Below are 15,108 nucleotides of genomic sequence, written 5' to 3' on the forward strand. Positions count from 1 at the left end.
CAGGCGGTTGCATTACGGTATAATTTATTTGAAGAGTAAACACCTTTGCATTTAATTGATTAGTTTTGCGTTTAAACGATAAATCAAAGCATTCGGTGGCATTATTATTCAACGACGGGCGTCCAGTAGTAAGACTAAGAGCATTTCGGGCTATCGACGATCCCCAAACCTGTGAACGTTTCATAGAAGGACACGCGCATGTGTTAACTGCTATAGGCGTAAAAAAAGTAACTTCTTCCAAAAATGACTGGATGTACAATCCGGCATCATTTGTCCTGATCGTAGAATCCCTTGATGGTGATAAAGTCTATGGTGGAGTACGTATACACGTATCTGGAGGAAGCGAACCACTTCCGATTGAACAGGCCACGGGAGCGATGGATGCCAAAGTCTTAGATCTTGTTTATGATTATGCGCAACAGGGGACCGGTGAAGGTTGTGGCCTTTGGAACTCCAGGGAAATTGCTGGATATGGCATTGGCAGCATATTTTTGACGAGGGCTGGTGCTGCTATCAGCACACAGATTGGCATTAAATCACTCTTTGCGTTATGTGCTCCTTATACAGTGAAATTAGCAGAGAGTGTTGGCTATCGCATTGATACAAGCGTTGGAAATAATGGCACATTCTATTATCCGAAGCTGGATCTGCTGGCTACGGTAATGATTATGCGCAATCTAGACACCTTGACTGAGGCCGATGAAGAAAACAAAGATGCAATTTTGTCGCTTCGCAATAATTCCAATATTGTCCGCATAGAAACTTTGCGGAATAAGGAGATTGAAATTCACTATCAAATCGATATTCCGAATCTCAATCAATGGGATTTAAATGAAATTATTAAAAACCTGAAACATACATCATTAGATCACAAACCAGATGATCGTAATTTAAATATCTTGTAATGGACACTAAACATTATGGCGCCGGCTATTTAATGGATACCGGTGATTTTCTTAAACAATTAAAAATACATTCATATACTCCTTTTAATACGATTAAAGAAGGCGTTGTCGTCGATCTTGGTTGTGGAACTGGAATGGATGCCATCAATTTGGCCAATATGCTTGGCCATAACGTTCTTGTCGTTGGATTGGATCATGATAAGGCTTTAATCGAACATGCCAAAACAAGCAGTGTGGAGGTAAAGAACGTCGACTTTGTTCAGGGTGAAGTTAATCAACTCAGCTTTACAGATGATTCCATTGCTGGCATCAGAATGGAACGTGTTGTACAACATCTGCCGGAAGCACCGAAAATGTTTGCTGAGGTTCACCGTGTTTTGCGTGAAGGTCAACCCCTAGTCATCGTCGAGACGATCTGGAATAGCCTGACATTTTACAGCAAGCATGTGGGTATTGAGGCTAAGATATGCCATTATTTGACCGAAGAAAAAGTCAACAATGGCTGGGCTGGGAATAAATTAACTTCAGACCTATTGACTCAAGGCTTTAAACAAGTTCAATTGCAAACATTCTGTATGGTAGCCCGCTCGAAAGAAGAAGCCAACCGCTATCTTTTCTTAGATAAAATTCTTTTGGAGATGGTCGAAAAAGGGAAGTTGAGCACAGCCGAAATGGAGGAATTTCAAAACACATTGGACCAAGCTGATGAAGCGGGTTGTTTCCTTGTTTCTATGAATTTAGTTATTGCCGAAGCAAAAAAATAGCATATAGTGATGAAATGCTGGCTTAACTTGATCTTCTTATTTATTTTTACCTGCAGCTCAACTTGTTTTGGAGAGGTTATTATCGATCAACCAACGCAGCGTGTATTGATCGGATATGGTCTCGAGCGTTATATGGGGAGAGGAGAGCCTAACTTTGCGGATACTTCAGCTTCCTCCTTCCAGCCGTTAGGAAGCAAGGTACCCAATTTGGGCATATCACCCACTGACATCTGGTTCCGATTGCCTGTGACAAATAAGGGCAAAGAGAAACTTGAACTCTTGCTCGAAATTGCCTACCCTCTCTTGGATGAAGTCGAACTTTTTGTACCATCATCAAATGGGCATTATAAATCGGTCAAGCTGGGCGAACATCAATCTTTTTCGGCTAGAAAATATAAGGTTCCTAATTACGCATTCGACATCCAATTACCCGGAAATGAGAAGACCATCTTTTTTCTTCGCGTAAAAAGTACGGAACAGATTATTCTTCCGATCTATTTAAGTAACGAACGCAGTTTCTTAAAAGAGATGAATGACGACAGTTTGTTAAGTGGCATCTATATTGGTATTGTCGGTATTATGGCGATATACAATTTGTTCCTATTTTTTTCTGTCCGTGAAAGGGGGTATCTGTATTATGTCCTTTATGTTCTTTGTGCAGGAATAACACAAATGGGTATTAAAGGTTACAGTTTTCAATATTTATGGCCAAATTGGACTTATTTTGCGACAAAAGGTCCTATTATCTTCGGATGTTTATCAGGCTTATGCGCCCTGCTTTTTGCAGATTCATTTCTTCAATTACCGAAAAATGCTCCTCGGTCAAGGCGTGTGATTACTGTTTTTATCATCCTTTTTGTCGCGGGTAGCCTTCTTACACTGCTCAATCTCACACAACCAGCGTTCATGGTTATGCAGCTAACAACAGGAGCAGGGTCTTTATTTGTCCTTTACTTATCCTATCGGGTAATGATAAATGGCTATAAACCGGCTAAATATTTTGTTTACGGTTGGACAATTTTACTATTAGGTTCTGTCGTCTTTTTATTGAAAGATTATGGCATCTTGAAATATAACGATTTTACGAGTAACGCCGTACAAATTGCATCTGTCGTGGAGATGGCTTTATTGTCCTTCGGTCTAGCTTATAGTATCAATATCTTAAAAGAAGAGAAAGAAGCATCACAAGTCAGGGAATTAGCGATCTCATTAGAAAACGAAAAGTTGATACGCGAGCAAAATATCGTATTGGAACAAAAAGTAGATGAGCGGACACGTGAATTAACAGAATCCAATGAGTCTCTACAAACCACTCTTACTCACTTGAAGGAAACACAATCTCAACTTGTCGAAGCCGAAAAGATGGCCTCTCTTGGTCAACTGACTGCGGGGGTTGCGCACGAGATCAACAACCCAATCAACTTTGTTACATCCAATGTCGCTCCATTAAAGCGTGATATCAAGATGATCTGGGAAACGCTGGAGGAGGTAGAACGTATAGCTTTTAAAGAGGGGATATCCGATACGGAAAAGCAATTGCAGATCAAAAAATTCAAAGATGACCTGGATATTGATTATCTGAAAACAGAGGTAGATTTTCTTTTAAAAGGGATGCATGATGGGGCCCATAGGACTGCCGAAATAGTAAAGAGTTTGCGGATCTTCTCGCGCGTAGACGAGGATACATTAAAATTTGCAGATCTAAACGAGGGGTTGGAGTCAACAATGGTTATCCTCAATAGTTTATTAAATAACACGATTGAAGTTGATAAGATCTATGGTGATATGCCAAAGGTCGAATGTCATGCCGGCAAACTCAATCAGGTCTTTTTGAATATTGTGACAAATGCTATTTACGCCGTGAATAAGAAGTTTAATCACGATGTTGGTGGTAAAATCTGGATTGAGACCGGAGTTCATGCGGATAATACCTCCGTCTTTATCAAAATCGCAGACAATGGTATAGGTATTCCAAAAGAAATCCATGAGCGGATATTCGAACCATTTTTTACAACAAAAGACGTTGGCGAAGGTACTGGTTTGGGAATGTCCATAGCCTATAATACCATCGCGAAACATCATGGTAAAATTATTGTGGACTCAGAAGTGGGACAGGGTACAAGCTTTACACTCCTCATTCCAATTCAACAAAACAATTAATACCACTATAAACTTAAAATAGTTCAATTAACTATTATTTTTTCATATCTTTTGTAAGGGATAAAACCATATAATAAAATTATGCAGAGGGAGCTTGAAATATTATATATCGATGACGAAGTAAACAATTTGGTTAGCTTTAAAGCGAACTTTAGATACGATTATGCTATCCATACGGCATCCAATACGAGTGAGGCCGAAACGATCCTTCATGCTCATCCTGATATTCGTATTATCTTCTGTGACCAACGTATGCCGGATGAGATGGGCATCGATTTTTTGCACCGCATTAAAAAAGATTTTCCAAAACCAATCCGTATTCTTTTAACGGCTTATGCCAATATGGAAACTGTAATCGACGCCGTTAATAAGGGGCATATTTTTAGGTTTGTCCGAAAACCCTGGATGAATGAAGAGATCGTTTCCGCAATAGAAGAAGCCAATAAGTTTTATGTTGCAAACTCTATGCTAGAGGTTAAGAATCAAGAGCTACAAAAAGCTTATGATGAATTAGATAAGTTCGCTTATAGCGTTAGCCATGATCTTCGTGATCCATTGACTGGGGTTCTTTCTGCGGTGAAACTTGGATTAGAGTTTGACAGCATAGATCGTATCCATGAGTTGTTATCACTAATGGATAGTTCCTTGGTCAGCTTAGATGCTTATATTGACAGTCTGCGCGACTATTATCTTTTACGCAGAGGGGAACTCATGTTGTCAGCGATAAATTTCGAAGAGCTCTTTGGCAACATACGTCAGTTTTACAGCATGTATACGCAAAATAAAGATGTTGCTTTTGAAATTTCAGTGGAACAAAAAGAAATCTTTAGCGGAGACAAAGCGCTTCTAGAACTAATATTGCACAATCTTCTTTCTAATGCTTTTAAATACCAACGTAAAGGACAGGAAAACCAATACGTCAAACTTTCTGTATCCGTATCAGAACGCAAAGCTAAGATTATGGTGAGTGACAACGGAATAGGCATATCTCCAGAGTATGTTGAAGATATCTTTAAATTATTCTTTAGAGCCAGTGATCAAGCGAAGGGCATGGGATTTGGGCTCTATAATGTTCAGAATGCACTCCTAAAACTACAAGGGAAAATTGAGGTACAATCACAACCAAATCAGGGCACAACCTTTACCGTCGTCATACCGAGCAAATAAGCACCTCTCTTTCGGCAACCCTATACGATTGTAGCGAAGAGTATCACTAACAAACAGACATTTTAAATAAAAGTCGACTTTCCTAAAATGATAATCTTTTAGGAAAGTAGCTTTTGCCGAAGCAGAAACTCCAACTGATCATTTGAAGTCTCAAGTTGAGAATTAGTCTCCACAATCTTTTGACGCTCAGCATAGACATCATAAGCGCGTTGAATCGTTTGATCGAGCTCTTCTTCACTCCAAGGCTTATTGAGGTAATGAAAGATCTTTCCTTTATTGACCGCATCAACAACAGCCGCCATGTCTGTATATCCCGTCAAAAGGATACGCATTGGGGCTGCATTGATCTTAATAATCTCTTCCAAAAACTCTACTCCGGTCATTTCCGGCATCCGTTGATCAGTAATGATAATATGTATCTGGTTGTTTTTGACAATATCGATCGCATCGGCACCACTAATTGCCGTAAACACTTTATACTTTAGTCGAAATGTCGCTTTAAAAGAAAACAGATTGTTTTCTTCGTCGTCAACGTACAATATCGAAATCTTCTTGTCTTCCATAAGCTTATCGTATGAAATACAAATTTACATAATAAATTCGCTGAATTAATAACAGATTAAAGAGTTTTATGTTTTCCTAGCAGAAATAATACGTGACAGCTGATAAAAATAATGGATTAGTTGTCCGACAATTTTAGCATTCGACACTGAAAAACCATTTCAATTTGATACCTGCAAAACGGGAATAATTCAATTTGCATTAAGAACAAAAAAAGCCATCCTACTTACGTAAAACAGCTTTTTGCAAGTGACCCCGCTGAGGCTCGAACTCAGGACCCACAGATTAAGAGTCTGTTGCTCTACCAACTGAGCTACGAAGTCATTCGATAAATCAAATGTAAGATTCACCAAAGAGAAAGTCAAGTGGAAAAGAATATTTTTTTGACTTTTATGACATTCAAGCGAGATTTTTGGCAGCTACTTTATAAAAAAACAGACTCAAATAAGTCATTTAAACTAATTATTTTTTCGCTCTATAATGTCTTGTTTCCTTGCCACAGCAATCTTTCCCATAATCATTGGTTTAACTTCCATTTTTATTGGTTTATCCAGCGGCATTTTACTCCCCTTTTTGATTGGAATCACAATAGTTTTATAGCCTAACATCTGTGCACGGAGCTCTTGATCTACCCGAAACAGAGCTTGCGGTACCCAAAGTTGAAAATTTCCATTTTCATCCACTTGCGTACGATAATTTCCTAAGGATACCTCTGTTCCCATCATACTTACATCGCCTCCAGCACAAACTACTTTACCTTTTATGCTTACTTTTGTACTATCGGGGCTTCCCTTTAATGTTGAATTATCATTTGTTGATGAGCTAACCTGCCTCTGCTGCTTTATCTGATCATTTTCTGTTTTTGTTTGGACAACGACAACTTCTCCAGTCAATTTGTTTTGTGCTTGAGCAGCATGAAAGCTCAAGGATCCAACCAACAAGAGTCCCGCAGCGATCCCCGGCCATCTTCCTTGCCAAATAGGGTTTTTAGAAAAAGAAAAAGGGATATCCAATTCACGCATCAACTGATCTTCATAAAATCGACCACATAGCCCTCTACCGGCTTTTTTTATTTGATCCACAATTTCCTGATCATCCATCTGTGAAAAATCTACAACCATCTTCTCACATTGACCACAAAAACGCCCTTGTTCTTGTGGCGTCATCTTATCCCAATCTGCAGAGCAAGAGTCCTTCACTTGTAATATAATCTTTTCCATGTTGCCTCCTTTTTATATTTTGAGAAGGGATGCGGGAAAATCGACAATTGCATAATGAAACAGCAAAAAAATCACTACATACTGATAAACAAGCAATTAATAATACAACTTGAAATTATATGTTGACTTTTTAGGGAAAGGGTGTCCTGAATGAAGTACATCATGCGCTGAAGGGCGATGTGGCAGAAATCGGAAGATCAGGTTCATAAAAATGCCCCCAGAAAGTATCTAACTTTCTGGGGGCACTGCAACTTTGGACAGTTTATTTAAAGTAAGTAATGCTAGCGCTAACTTCTTTATTTTATAGTGTCAAGAATTTCTTTTATAGCTCTTTCCAACTGCGGATCTTTATTTTCCATCCGATCTTGCACGGTATTTTTTACAAGAATATCTGGGGCAACTCCAGTTTGTTCGAGATCCTGACCATCAAGCGTATAACATCCCCAAGACGGAAGTCGATAGTTTGATCCATCGACTAAGCCTTTAGCAGAAGTAAAAATAATCCAGCGATAGGTCTCATTACCGATGATTTTCCCCAACTTAAGTGCTTTAAAGCCCGCTGCAGTCATTTCAGCATCACTCAGCGATTGCTCATTAATCAATAAAACAATAGGCTTGGCAGATGGTGCAAAATTACTTTGTGGCGCACGTTTACCACCTCGGTATTGCCATTGTAAGTAAGGGCGTTGAGACAGGAATCGTAAAACTTCATCGTGTACATTTCCGCCTGTATTATAACGCAAATCTAAAATAATCCCTTGTTTGTTATTCTCCTGTTCGGCCATGTCGATCAAGAACCGCTGTAACTCAGTATCCGACATATTTTTCATATGTGAATATGCTATCTTATTGCTACTCAACTGATCAACTCGACTTCGGTTTTCTCTAATCCATTGGTCGTAGAGGAGGTCTCTAAACATGGCGCTTGATACCGGACGAATGTTTGTCTGAATTTCCTTGCCATTACGATTCAAGGTCAATTGAATTTCTTCTTCCAGTGAAGGCCAAGTAAAATAACTATCGCGGTCTGCCTGCGTATTCAATTTTGTTCCATTAATCGCTATGAGGATATCACCAGCATGAATATCAGCTTCTTTCTTTGCGGCGGGGCCATTCGGAACAATATAGCTGATCTTGTAAGGATTGCTGGAATCATAGGTCACACCGATTTCATTCGTTACAAAACCAAACGGCTTACGTTCTTCCTGTCCCATTGAACTGAAACCCAGATGCGACGAATTGAGCTCGCCCAACATATCATTTAAGAGGATGCGCAAATCTGTCCTATCGTTGATACCTGGAAGATATTTTTCATATTTCTTTTTTATCGCAACCCAATCCACTCCATGGAAGTTGCTATCGTAGTAATTTTCCTCCAGATTGGCCCATGTTTCATAAAACATTTGATTGAACTCTTTCTCGAGATCCCGATTGAATTTAAAACTCATTGTAACCGCATCAAGCTTATTCAAGTCAAGATTGTATTTCTGAATCGTTCCTCGGGTCAATACGAAATATTTTCCCGCCGACTCTACAAAATGCTCCATGCCTCCGTCAGCGACTTTTTCGGTTTTGGCTGGTGTAAATAACTCATATACGGTACGATATGTACTATATTTCCCTTCATGATTGGATGAATAGAACAAATAGGATTTATCCCCCTTTTGTATCACCAAAGGATCAGATTGTGTTCCAAATGCAGGACTCACTTGCTCAATTCGATCACGCAGTCCTTCTAAATCCAATTGGACCAAACCAGCTTTCTTGGGTTCGGCTACTGGTATTGCGGTTGGCTTGCCCTTATCGGCATCATTTTTCTTTTTATCCTTAGCGCCAGCTTCCTTCTTAGCTGTACCAGTTTTATTTACTGTTGTATCTTTCTTTTCGGGTGTTACAAATAATTCATCAAACTTTGCACTACGGTAAGGTTGGTCAAAGTTGGTCAATGCCATTCGGAAAATGCTGGAGTTTTGCATACCGGTAGGATAAGAAGGCTTAGTCCTATTACTCGCAAAATAAATATATTTACCATCAGGAGACCAATATGGTGCTGCTTCTGTAACTCCTGTATTTGTCAAATTAGTCGTTTGCTCATTTTTCAGGTTATACACAAAGATATCCTGTTCAAAATTGCGCATAGCCGTGAATAAAAGATAGTTTCCATCAGGGGAGAATGAGGGCGAAGAATTTTGAAATGCCCAGATTTCATCTTTAACAACTGTTTGGCTCTTCAAACTTGTCAAATCCAATATACGTACTTCATCACGACCACTGAGGTACACAGCTTTTGTCCTATCTGCATTGCATGTAATATCACGGTTGTTACGCAGATCTTGTGTCAATTGCTTTACCTCACCTTTACCGTCTGCTGTGCGTGAAAACCAGTTTTGATAGCCTTGATACGTTTGGCTATAGAGTAATGTTTTACTGTCTTTAAGCCATTTAACCTCCATGACACGTTCTCCCTGACCGGGCATCTGACGAACAAACTTTCCTTCTATATCCGAAACGAACAATTCGCCACGTGATACAAATGCCATTTTCTTTCCGTCCGGAGAAACGTCGAAATTACTGATGTTACCTGAAATGTTAAACTCTTTCAGCTTTCCTAGCACCTGATTGCGGTTAAGTGCGATGTTGGGCTGTACGGTTTTCTTTCCATTGACATCATAAATATAAAGCTGATAGCCCTTTTCAAATGCAACTTTAGTACCGTCTGCTGCGACAAACGGACGTTTGATTGATTCTTGGAAAGAAGTCAATTGGGTTTTCGACTTTCCCGTTAGTTGATAAAGGTTGTACTCACCATTGTTTTCGTCGGACACATAGAATATGTTTCCTTTTTGGTCCACAGTGGGCCAAAAATCCTTACCGATATAATCTGTATACTGTTGAAAAGCCTTTGTTTTGGGATCATAAGACTTGATATCTGGATTGAAAGCACCTTTATATCGCTTGCGGTTCGCCGCGCTATAGCCTTCCCAGCTGTCATTGAATAACAATTCTCCCGAAGGAGTTGGCACCACGTTACTGATATAATTAAAGACATGTGGAAATAACCTTGTCGCCGTACCTCCATCCAAAGCAACTTGATAAGCGCTCATTCTATTGTAACGCGATGATGTGAAATAAAGCGATTTGCTATCCCAGCTCCAGCTGTCCACTTCGTCCGAAGCATCATGCGATGTCAGCTGCCGTATATCTCCACCCGCCAAGGGCATTACATAGACATCCATATTACCGTTTTGATTGGCTGAAAAAGCCAACCATTTTCCATCTGGGGAAATTCTTGGATTGATCTCATTTCCTTCCATTCCTGTCAGCCGTACGGCAACACCACCTTGACTTCCAACTTTCCAAAGGTCACCTTCGTAGCTGAAAACCATTTCCTTTCCATCGGGACTTAAAGTCGGATGGGATAAAAACGTGGGTTGTTGGGCAATAACACAGGTTGTTCCAGCATAGGCTAGAACTGTACTTAAAATTAGTTTCTTTATCATGTTATCTAGGAGGCTAATAATTGTTTGCCAATACAAAGGTAGAATAGGTATTGAACAAACCACCATGAAAAAGTGAAGAATTTTATATTTTTATTCCCTCACTATATCAGCATTTAATTGTTGACTTCCTCCCGTTATTTCACTGCTATTATTTTCTAATGAAATGGAAGCCCAAACCTCTTCTATTTTTGACTACCATACCGAATATCTTTTTAAATTAAAGTATGCATAAAAATAAACTGAAACAAATGTGTCTATTTTCGGTTCCTATACAAGGAATGATTATGTACAATATATGATATTGAATAAATAGGTTTAGCCGAATTCAAAAAGCACATCGTATTATTTTCTTACCAGAAGATTGAGACAGAAGATAATTATCGAAACTAGCGCATATAATTATCATCACGCCGATATGCTATTTAAATATAGGCATATTTCGTATCCTTATTGCAACCTAAACGTTCAAATATTTTTTGAATCATTATATTTTTTAATGGGATACTTATCCTTAACTTTGCACCCTCAAATCAGAAACTATGGACGCAACGTTAACTCACTCAGAAGAAGACCTTTATAAGAAAAGAAATCGCATAAGAATTGCGGTATCGCTTTTCTTTTTTTGCCAAGGGATCGCGTTTGCCTCTTGGGCAAGCCGCATCCCCGTTATTAAAGCTCATCTCAACTTAAGTGAGGGTCAATTGGGGACAATTTTACTAATGCTTCCAGTCGGACAACTTGCAACGATGGCTCTTTCAGGAAAACTAGTTACAAAATATGGAAGTGCTAGCGTTTTGCGTATCGTCCCCATCGCTTACACCTTGGTCTTGTGCTCCATCCCCTTTGCGCAGAATGCCTGGCAGTTAGGGGGTATACTATTTCTATTTGGCGTAACAGGCAATATGTGCAATATATCCGTTAATACCCAGGGCGTTGCAACGGAGCAGATTTTCAAAAAATCAATAATGACTTCCTTTCATGGGGCCTGGAGTATCGCTGGTTTCACAGGAGCACTAGTAGGCCTGTTAACGATGAATTTTGGACTGAACACCTTTTACCATTTTTTAATCATATTAGTCATTGTCACAGCGAATACACTAATCAACCAAAAGTATTTGGTTCCTGGCAAATCTCCTCAAAAGGAAAAGCGCAGTTTTTTCTCTAAACCAGAAGGTGGCTTACTTCAGCTCGGCATCATCGGCTTTTTCAGCATGGCAACTGAGGGGGCAATGTTCGACTGGAGCGGGGTGTATTTCAAGGAGATCGTTCAGGCGCCAGAGAAATTTGTTGTCGTTGGCTACGCTTCTTTTATGATCATGATGGCTACGGGGCGTTTTGTTGGTGATGTTGTCATTCGGAAATTGGGCCGAAAAAGAACCCTGCAGTACAGTGGCCTGCTGATGTTCATCGGGATGATGACATCGGTTATTTTTCCTGAATTTATCATCTGTACCCTAGCTTTCATGTTGGTCGGAATCGGTGTAGCATGCAATGTTCCTTCCATCTACAGTATTGCCGGACAGAACAAAAATGTGCCCTCTGGGGTGGCTTTAGCCATGGTTTCAAGCATTAGCTACTTGGGCTTTTTAATGGGACCACCTTTAATTGGGTATATTGCTGAAGCTTTTAGCCTACGCTATTCCTATGGTGTTTTTGCCTGCTTCGGACTATTGATGTTTATAATGGTTGGACGATTATCTTTATTCAAAGATACAAGCCAAACCTAATCGAACGATGGAAGTACCTTCTTACTGAATTTAAAGTTTGACCTGAAGAAATCTCGTGCTAAATGACATGCGTTTATTTTTCAAGACATAAGGCATTGCAAGTAAATAAAAACAAGCCGTACCAGTTCCTAAAATTGATCCAAACCAAACATCTTCTACAAAATGTTGTCCTAAATACACGCGAGAGTAGGCTGTCAATGCAGCGAGAACAAATAAAATTAGACCAAAAGCTTTATTTTTTGAGAGAATAGCTAACGTAGCCGCCAGCGCAAAGGCCGAAGTTGTATGTCCGGAAGGGAAGGAGTTAAAGTGCGCTACACGCAACCAAGAAACAACATGGAATGTAGGATCTCCATGAAATACGGTTGCCGGTCTATCGGCATCGAAAAGGTTTTTCAGAACACAGCAGATCAGTCCCGAGAAAATATAGGTCCCGAGGATAGCTCGAGCAAAATTCCATTGCTGCGTACAGCAGTAGGCAATAAAAACACCTATAACAAAAAGACCGTCTCCAAAATAAGTCTGTATTGTAAAAAGAATATCGGCCCAAAATGCATGATGTGTATTTATAAAATGGAATGCATCTCCTTTCGGAATAAATACGACAACAGCTGTCATTAAGACTATCCAAATGCTAAAGCAAGCAAAAAAAGCAGGGTTAGCTGCATATACCTTTCTAAATTGGTATAATAAAAATTTTCCCATTCAATCTATATTACCGGATTACAGGCCAAAAGTAAAATTGCTGTAAATAATTATCCGAAAATAATAATTCCATTAAAAATTTACAATTCTATTACCTATTTATTTTGATAAGAAAAGGAAAAGCTTTATTAAATAAACAAAAAAAGCGATGGAAATCCATCGCTTTTCTCAGTAGCCCCGAGCAGAATCGAACTGCTATCAAATGTTTAGGAAACATCTATTCTATCCGTTGAACTACGGGGCCCTTTCAGAAGCCAAACTTAGGCTTATTTTATATATAAGTCAAGAGCTAGTCTAAAATCCTGTTATATTTTTTTAAAAAAGAGAGGCAGCCACTATATAGCCCCGTTATGCCAACGCGATTAACATTGACCATAGCCAAAATATATATCAAAATCGTTTCACGTACGATGGAATAGTCACGATCAACCGCAAATTTAGAACCTGTAAAATAGACTGGATTTAGAAAAGAAAAAATGGTGGAGGGAGAAGGATTCGAACCTTCGAAGCCGAAGCAACGGATTTACAGTCCGTCCCATTTGACCGCTCTGGAACCCCTCCAGCATTGTGCTGTTCTAGAATTGAACGTCGCAAAAGTAGCTTTTGATTTGCAAAACTGCAATTATTTTAGGGCATAAATCTGTAACTAGCGCAGTATGAATTCATTTATTTTCAAGCAATATATAAATGGTCTGTTAATCATCAGATCAACCTATCATTATTATAATAAAAACTTAATGTTATAATCTAGTCATAATAGATTTTGACGATAGTGTATTGGTAAAATCAATTCGCTTTTTGGATCGAGTTGCTGTATCTTTGTGTCAACAAAAAAAAGAAAGATATATTATGAGTTTCACAGGTAAAAGTTTTCCAAGCATTACAGTAGATGCAATTGATTATTTAGGCGACAATTTACAGATCAACATTTTTGAAAAAGCAGTTAAAGAAGGTAAAAAAGTGCTTTTATTTTGGTATCCAAAAGATTTCACTTTCGTATGTCCTACTGAATTACACGCTTTTCAAGAAGCAGCTGCTGAGTTTGAAAAACGCAATACAATCTTAATCGGCGCTTCTTGCGATACAAATGAAGTACACTTTGCTTGGTTAAACACAGCAAAAGATAACGGTGGAATTGAAGGTGTTGAATATCCTATTTTGGCTGACACCAACCGCAACTTATCAAGTATATTGGGAATCTTAGATGTTCAAGAAGTTGAACATCCTGAATACGGAACATTGGCACAAGGTTCTGCAGTTACTTATAGAGCAACATATTTGATCGATGAAACTGGCCGTGTATTCCATGAATCAGTAAACGACATGCCTTTGGGCCGTAACGTTAAAGAATACTTACGTTTGATCGATGCTTACGCTCACGTACAGAAATTTGGCGAAGTGTGTCCTGCAAACTGGGAAGAAGGTAAAGATGCAATGAACGCAGATAGAAAAGGTGTAGCTGATTATTTAGCTAACCACTAACAATACAAGACCACAGTGTCTTTTCGACAGGAGCTTTTCCCGGCTCCTGTTGATTTCTCCAACAATCACCTTAAAAATAAAATCATGTTACAAGAATTAGAAAACGATAATTTACAAGAAATTGTAAACAATAACGATATTGTAATGGTTCAGTACTCCGCAACTTGGTGTGGTAACTGTAAAATCATGAAACCGAAATTCAAAAAACTGGCCGGCGAAAATGATAGCGTACCTTTTGTTATTGCTGATGCAGAAAAATTTCCTGAATCCCGCAAACTAGCAAATGTCAATAACCTACCCACTTTCGCTGCTTTTAAAAACGGTAAATTAGTCAATCAGGTACAAACAAATAAGTTAGACGCATTAGTAGAATTATTCAATGAAACTACCAGTAATTAAGCATTTGACAGAGTTCATCGAGCAGAATGATGTAGATTATGTCTTGGAAACAATCGAGACACTGGAAGCTTTAACCGAAGCTCCTTTGAAAGATGAAGAACTTGACGTTCTTGGTGAATTGATTTCAAACCTATACGGAGCTGTAGAGGTAGATAAATTAATTAAAGAAGGTAACTCCAAAAAAGACGCATTAAATATGTTTATGAAGCGTGTTCTAGGCGCCATTGATAAATAGTGTTTGGTCCCAAAAATATTCGTGTGAAACTTTCTTTAAAGGTTGTTCCTGTCGTTTTTGAGCATTTGAAACATAGAAACTAAAATCAATTGAAGTTTGTCAAACAAATATGCAATTGGATTTAGACCAATACAGATTTTTTTGAAGGTAGCGGAAAACCTATCTTACCTTAAATATCATTGTATTGCAGCATCTTAAACGCATGACGCCACTATATTATATGTTTTCCAAAAGCTAAAATGTTGACAAAATTTAGCAATGTGGAAAACTAATTAAGGTAATC

12 protein-coding genes and 3 tRNA genes are annotated in these 15,108 nt (G+C 38.8%); 8 read left to right on the plus strand and 7 right to left on the minus strand.

The genetic code is table 11. The annotated features are described in order from the left end of the window. The first annotated feature begins 95 nt into the window (after positions 1 to 95). The 4 genes from AAH582_RS24575 to AAH582_RS24590 all read left to right on the plus strand — a co-directional run bounded on the left by AAH582_RS24575 (position 96) and on the right by AAH582_RS24590 (position 4,996). Positions 96 to 905, plus strand: a complete 810-nt coding sequence (locus tag AAH582_RS24575; RefSeq protein ID WP_046673320.1) for a hypothetical protein — start codon at positions 96 to 98, stop codon at positions 903 to 905. Then, entirely contained in the window at positions 905 to 1,669 is a 765-nt protein-coding gene (locus AAH582_RS24580; RefSeq protein WP_046673286.1) for a methyltransferase domain-containing protein, read from the plus strand. Before AAH582_RS24575 ends, AAH582_RS24580 begins: the two co-directional genes overlap by 1 nt. A gap of 9 nt (positions 1,670 to 1,678) precedes the next feature. Next, positions 1,679 to 3,829, plus strand: a complete 2,151-nt coding sequence (locus AAH582_RS24585) for a sensor histidine kinase (RefSeq protein WP_046673285.1) — start codon at positions 1,679 to 1,681, stop codon at positions 3,827 to 3,829. 81 nt (positions 3,830 to 3,910) lie between these two features. After that, complete coding sequence (locus AAH582_RS24590) at positions 3,911 to 4,996, plus strand: hybrid sensor histidine kinase/response regulator (protein WP_046673284.1); 1,086 nt, start codon at positions 3,911 to 3,913, stop codon at positions 4,994 to 4,996. A 98-nt stretch (positions 4,997 to 5,094) separates the two neighbouring features. Here AAH582_RS24590 and AAH582_RS24595 read toward each other — a convergent pair whose 3' ends face one another. The 4 genes from AAH582_RS24595 to AAH582_RS24610 all read right to left on the minus strand — a co-directional run bounded on the left by AAH582_RS24595 (position 5,095) and on the right by AAH582_RS24610 (position 10,277). After that, the gene (locus AAH582_RS24595; protein WP_046673283.1) at positions 5,095 to 5,559 is read right to left on the minus strand and encodes a response regulator; all 465 of its coding nucleotides are present in this window, start codon (positions 5,557 to 5,559) and stop codon (positions 5,095 to 5,097) included. Between the two features lie 248 nt (positions 5,560 to 5,807). Next, positions 5,808 to 5,880: transfer RNA gene (locus AAH582_RS24600), tRNA-Lys, on the minus strand. A gap of 135 nt (positions 5,881 to 6,015) precedes the next feature. Further along, positions 6,016 to 6,777 carry a hypothetical protein gene (locus AAH582_RS24605; protein WP_343320843.1) on the minus strand — a complete coding sequence of 254 codons (762 nt, stop codon included), beginning with the start codon at positions 6,775 to 6,777 and terminating at the stop codon, positions 6,016 to 6,018. A gap of 296 nt (positions 6,778 to 7,073) precedes the next feature. Next, positions 7,074 to 10,277, minus strand: a complete 3,204-nt coding sequence (locus AAH582_RS24610) for a S41 family peptidase (RefSeq protein WP_343320844.1) — start codon at positions 10,275 to 10,277, stop codon at positions 7,074 to 7,076. Positions 10,278 to 10,816: 539 nt separating this feature from the next. On the opposite strand from AAH582_RS24610, the gene AAH582_RS24615 reads away from it, so the two are divergent. Further along, on the plus strand, positions 10,817 to 12,004 hold the full coding sequence (locus AAH582_RS24615) for an MFS transporter (protein WP_343320845.1): 1,188 nt from the start codon (positions 10,817 to 10,819) through the stop codon (positions 12,002 to 12,004). A gap of 30 nt (positions 12,005 to 12,034) precedes the next feature. Here the strand turns inward: AAH582_RS24615 and AAH582_RS24620 are convergent, their stop codons facing one another. The 3 genes from AAH582_RS24620 to AAH582_RS24630 all read right to left on the minus strand — a co-directional run bounded on the left by AAH582_RS24620 (position 12,035) and on the right by AAH582_RS24630 (position 13,270). Then, complete coding sequence (locus AAH582_RS24620; RefSeq protein WP_343320846.1) at positions 12,035 to 12,709, minus strand: phosphatase PAP2 family protein; 675 nt, start codon at positions 12,707 to 12,709, stop codon at positions 12,035 to 12,037. 172 nt (positions 12,710 to 12,881) lie between these two features. Beyond that, positions 12,882 to 12,953: transfer RNA gene (locus AAH582_RS24625), tRNA-Arg, on the minus strand. A gap of 233 nt (positions 12,954 to 13,186) precedes the next feature. Further along, positions 13,187 to 13,270 (minus strand) — tRNA-Tyr (locus AAH582_RS24630). A 288-nt stretch (positions 13,271 to 13,558) separates the two neighbouring features. Here AAH582_RS24630 and AAH582_RS24635 point away from each other — a divergent pair. From AAH582_RS24635 to AAH582_RS24645, 3 genes are all read left to right on the plus strand, one after another. Continuing rightward, positions 13,559 to 14,191 carry a peroxiredoxin gene (locus AAH582_RS24635; RefSeq protein ID WP_343320847.1) on the plus strand — a complete coding sequence of 211 codons (633 nt, stop codon included), beginning with the start codon at positions 13,559 to 13,561 and terminating at the stop codon, positions 14,189 to 14,191. An 84-nt stretch (positions 14,192 to 14,275) separates the two neighbouring features. After that, on the plus strand, positions 14,276 to 14,590 hold the full coding sequence (locus AAH582_RS24640; protein WP_046673204.1) for a thioredoxin family protein: 315 nt from the start codon (positions 14,276 to 14,278) through the stop codon (positions 14,588 to 14,590). A 4-nt stretch (positions 14,591 to 14,594) separates the two neighbouring features. Beyond that, complete coding sequence (locus tag AAH582_RS24645; RefSeq protein ID WP_236560329.1) at positions 14,595 to 14,825, plus strand: DUF6952 family protein; 231 nt, start codon at positions 14,595 to 14,597, stop codon at positions 14,823 to 14,825. Positions 14,826 to 15,108 lie beyond the last annotated feature (283 nt).

Origin of the sequence: Sphingobacterium multivorum (assembly GCF_039511225.1) — a bacterium.
In the GTDB taxonomy this organism is placed as follows: domain Bacteria; phylum Bacteroidota; class Bacteroidia; order Sphingobacteriales; family Sphingobacteriaceae; genus Sphingobacterium.

Excerpts from the sequence above, each read along its gene's own strand:
- AAH582_RS24580 (WP_046673286.1), top strand. The coding sequence starts at position 905 with ATGGACACTAAACATTATGGCGCCGGCTATTTAATGGATACCGGTGAT.
- AAH582_RS24585 (WP_046673285.1), top strand. The coding sequence starts at position 1,679 with ATGAAATGCTGGCTTAACTTGATCTTCTTATTTATTTTTACCTGCAGC.
- AAH582_RS24590 (WP_046673284.1), top strand. The coding sequence starts at position 3,911 with ATGCAGAGGGAGCTTGAAATATTATATATCGATGACGAAGTAAACAAT.
- AAH582_RS24595 (WP_046673283.1), bottom strand. The coding sequence starts at position 5,559 with ATGGAAGACAAGAAGATTTCGATATTGTACGTTGACGACGAAGAAAAC.
- AAH582_RS24605 (WP_343320843.1), bottom strand. The coding sequence starts at position 6,777 with ATGGAAAAGATTATATTACAAGTGAAGGACTCTTGCTCTGCAGATTGG.
- AAH582_RS24610 (WP_343320844.1), bottom strand. The coding sequence starts at position 10,277 with ATGATAAAGAAACTAATTTTAAGTACAGTTCTAGCCTATGCTGGAACA.
- AAH582_RS24615 (WP_343320845.1), top strand. The coding sequence starts at position 10,817 with ATGGACGCAACGTTAACTCACTCAGAAGAAGACCTTTATAAGAAAAGA.
- AAH582_RS24620 (WP_343320846.1), bottom strand. The coding sequence starts at position 12,709 with ATGGGAAAATTTTTATTATACCAATTTAGAAAGGTATATGCAGCTAAC.
- AAH582_RS24635 (WP_343320847.1), top strand. The coding sequence starts at position 13,559 with ATGAGTTTCACAGGTAAAAGTTTTCCAAGCATTACAGTAGATGCAATT.
- AAH582_RS24640 (WP_046673204.1), top strand. The coding sequence starts at position 14,276 with ATGTTACAAGAATTAGAAAACGATAATTTACAAGAAATTGTAAACAAT.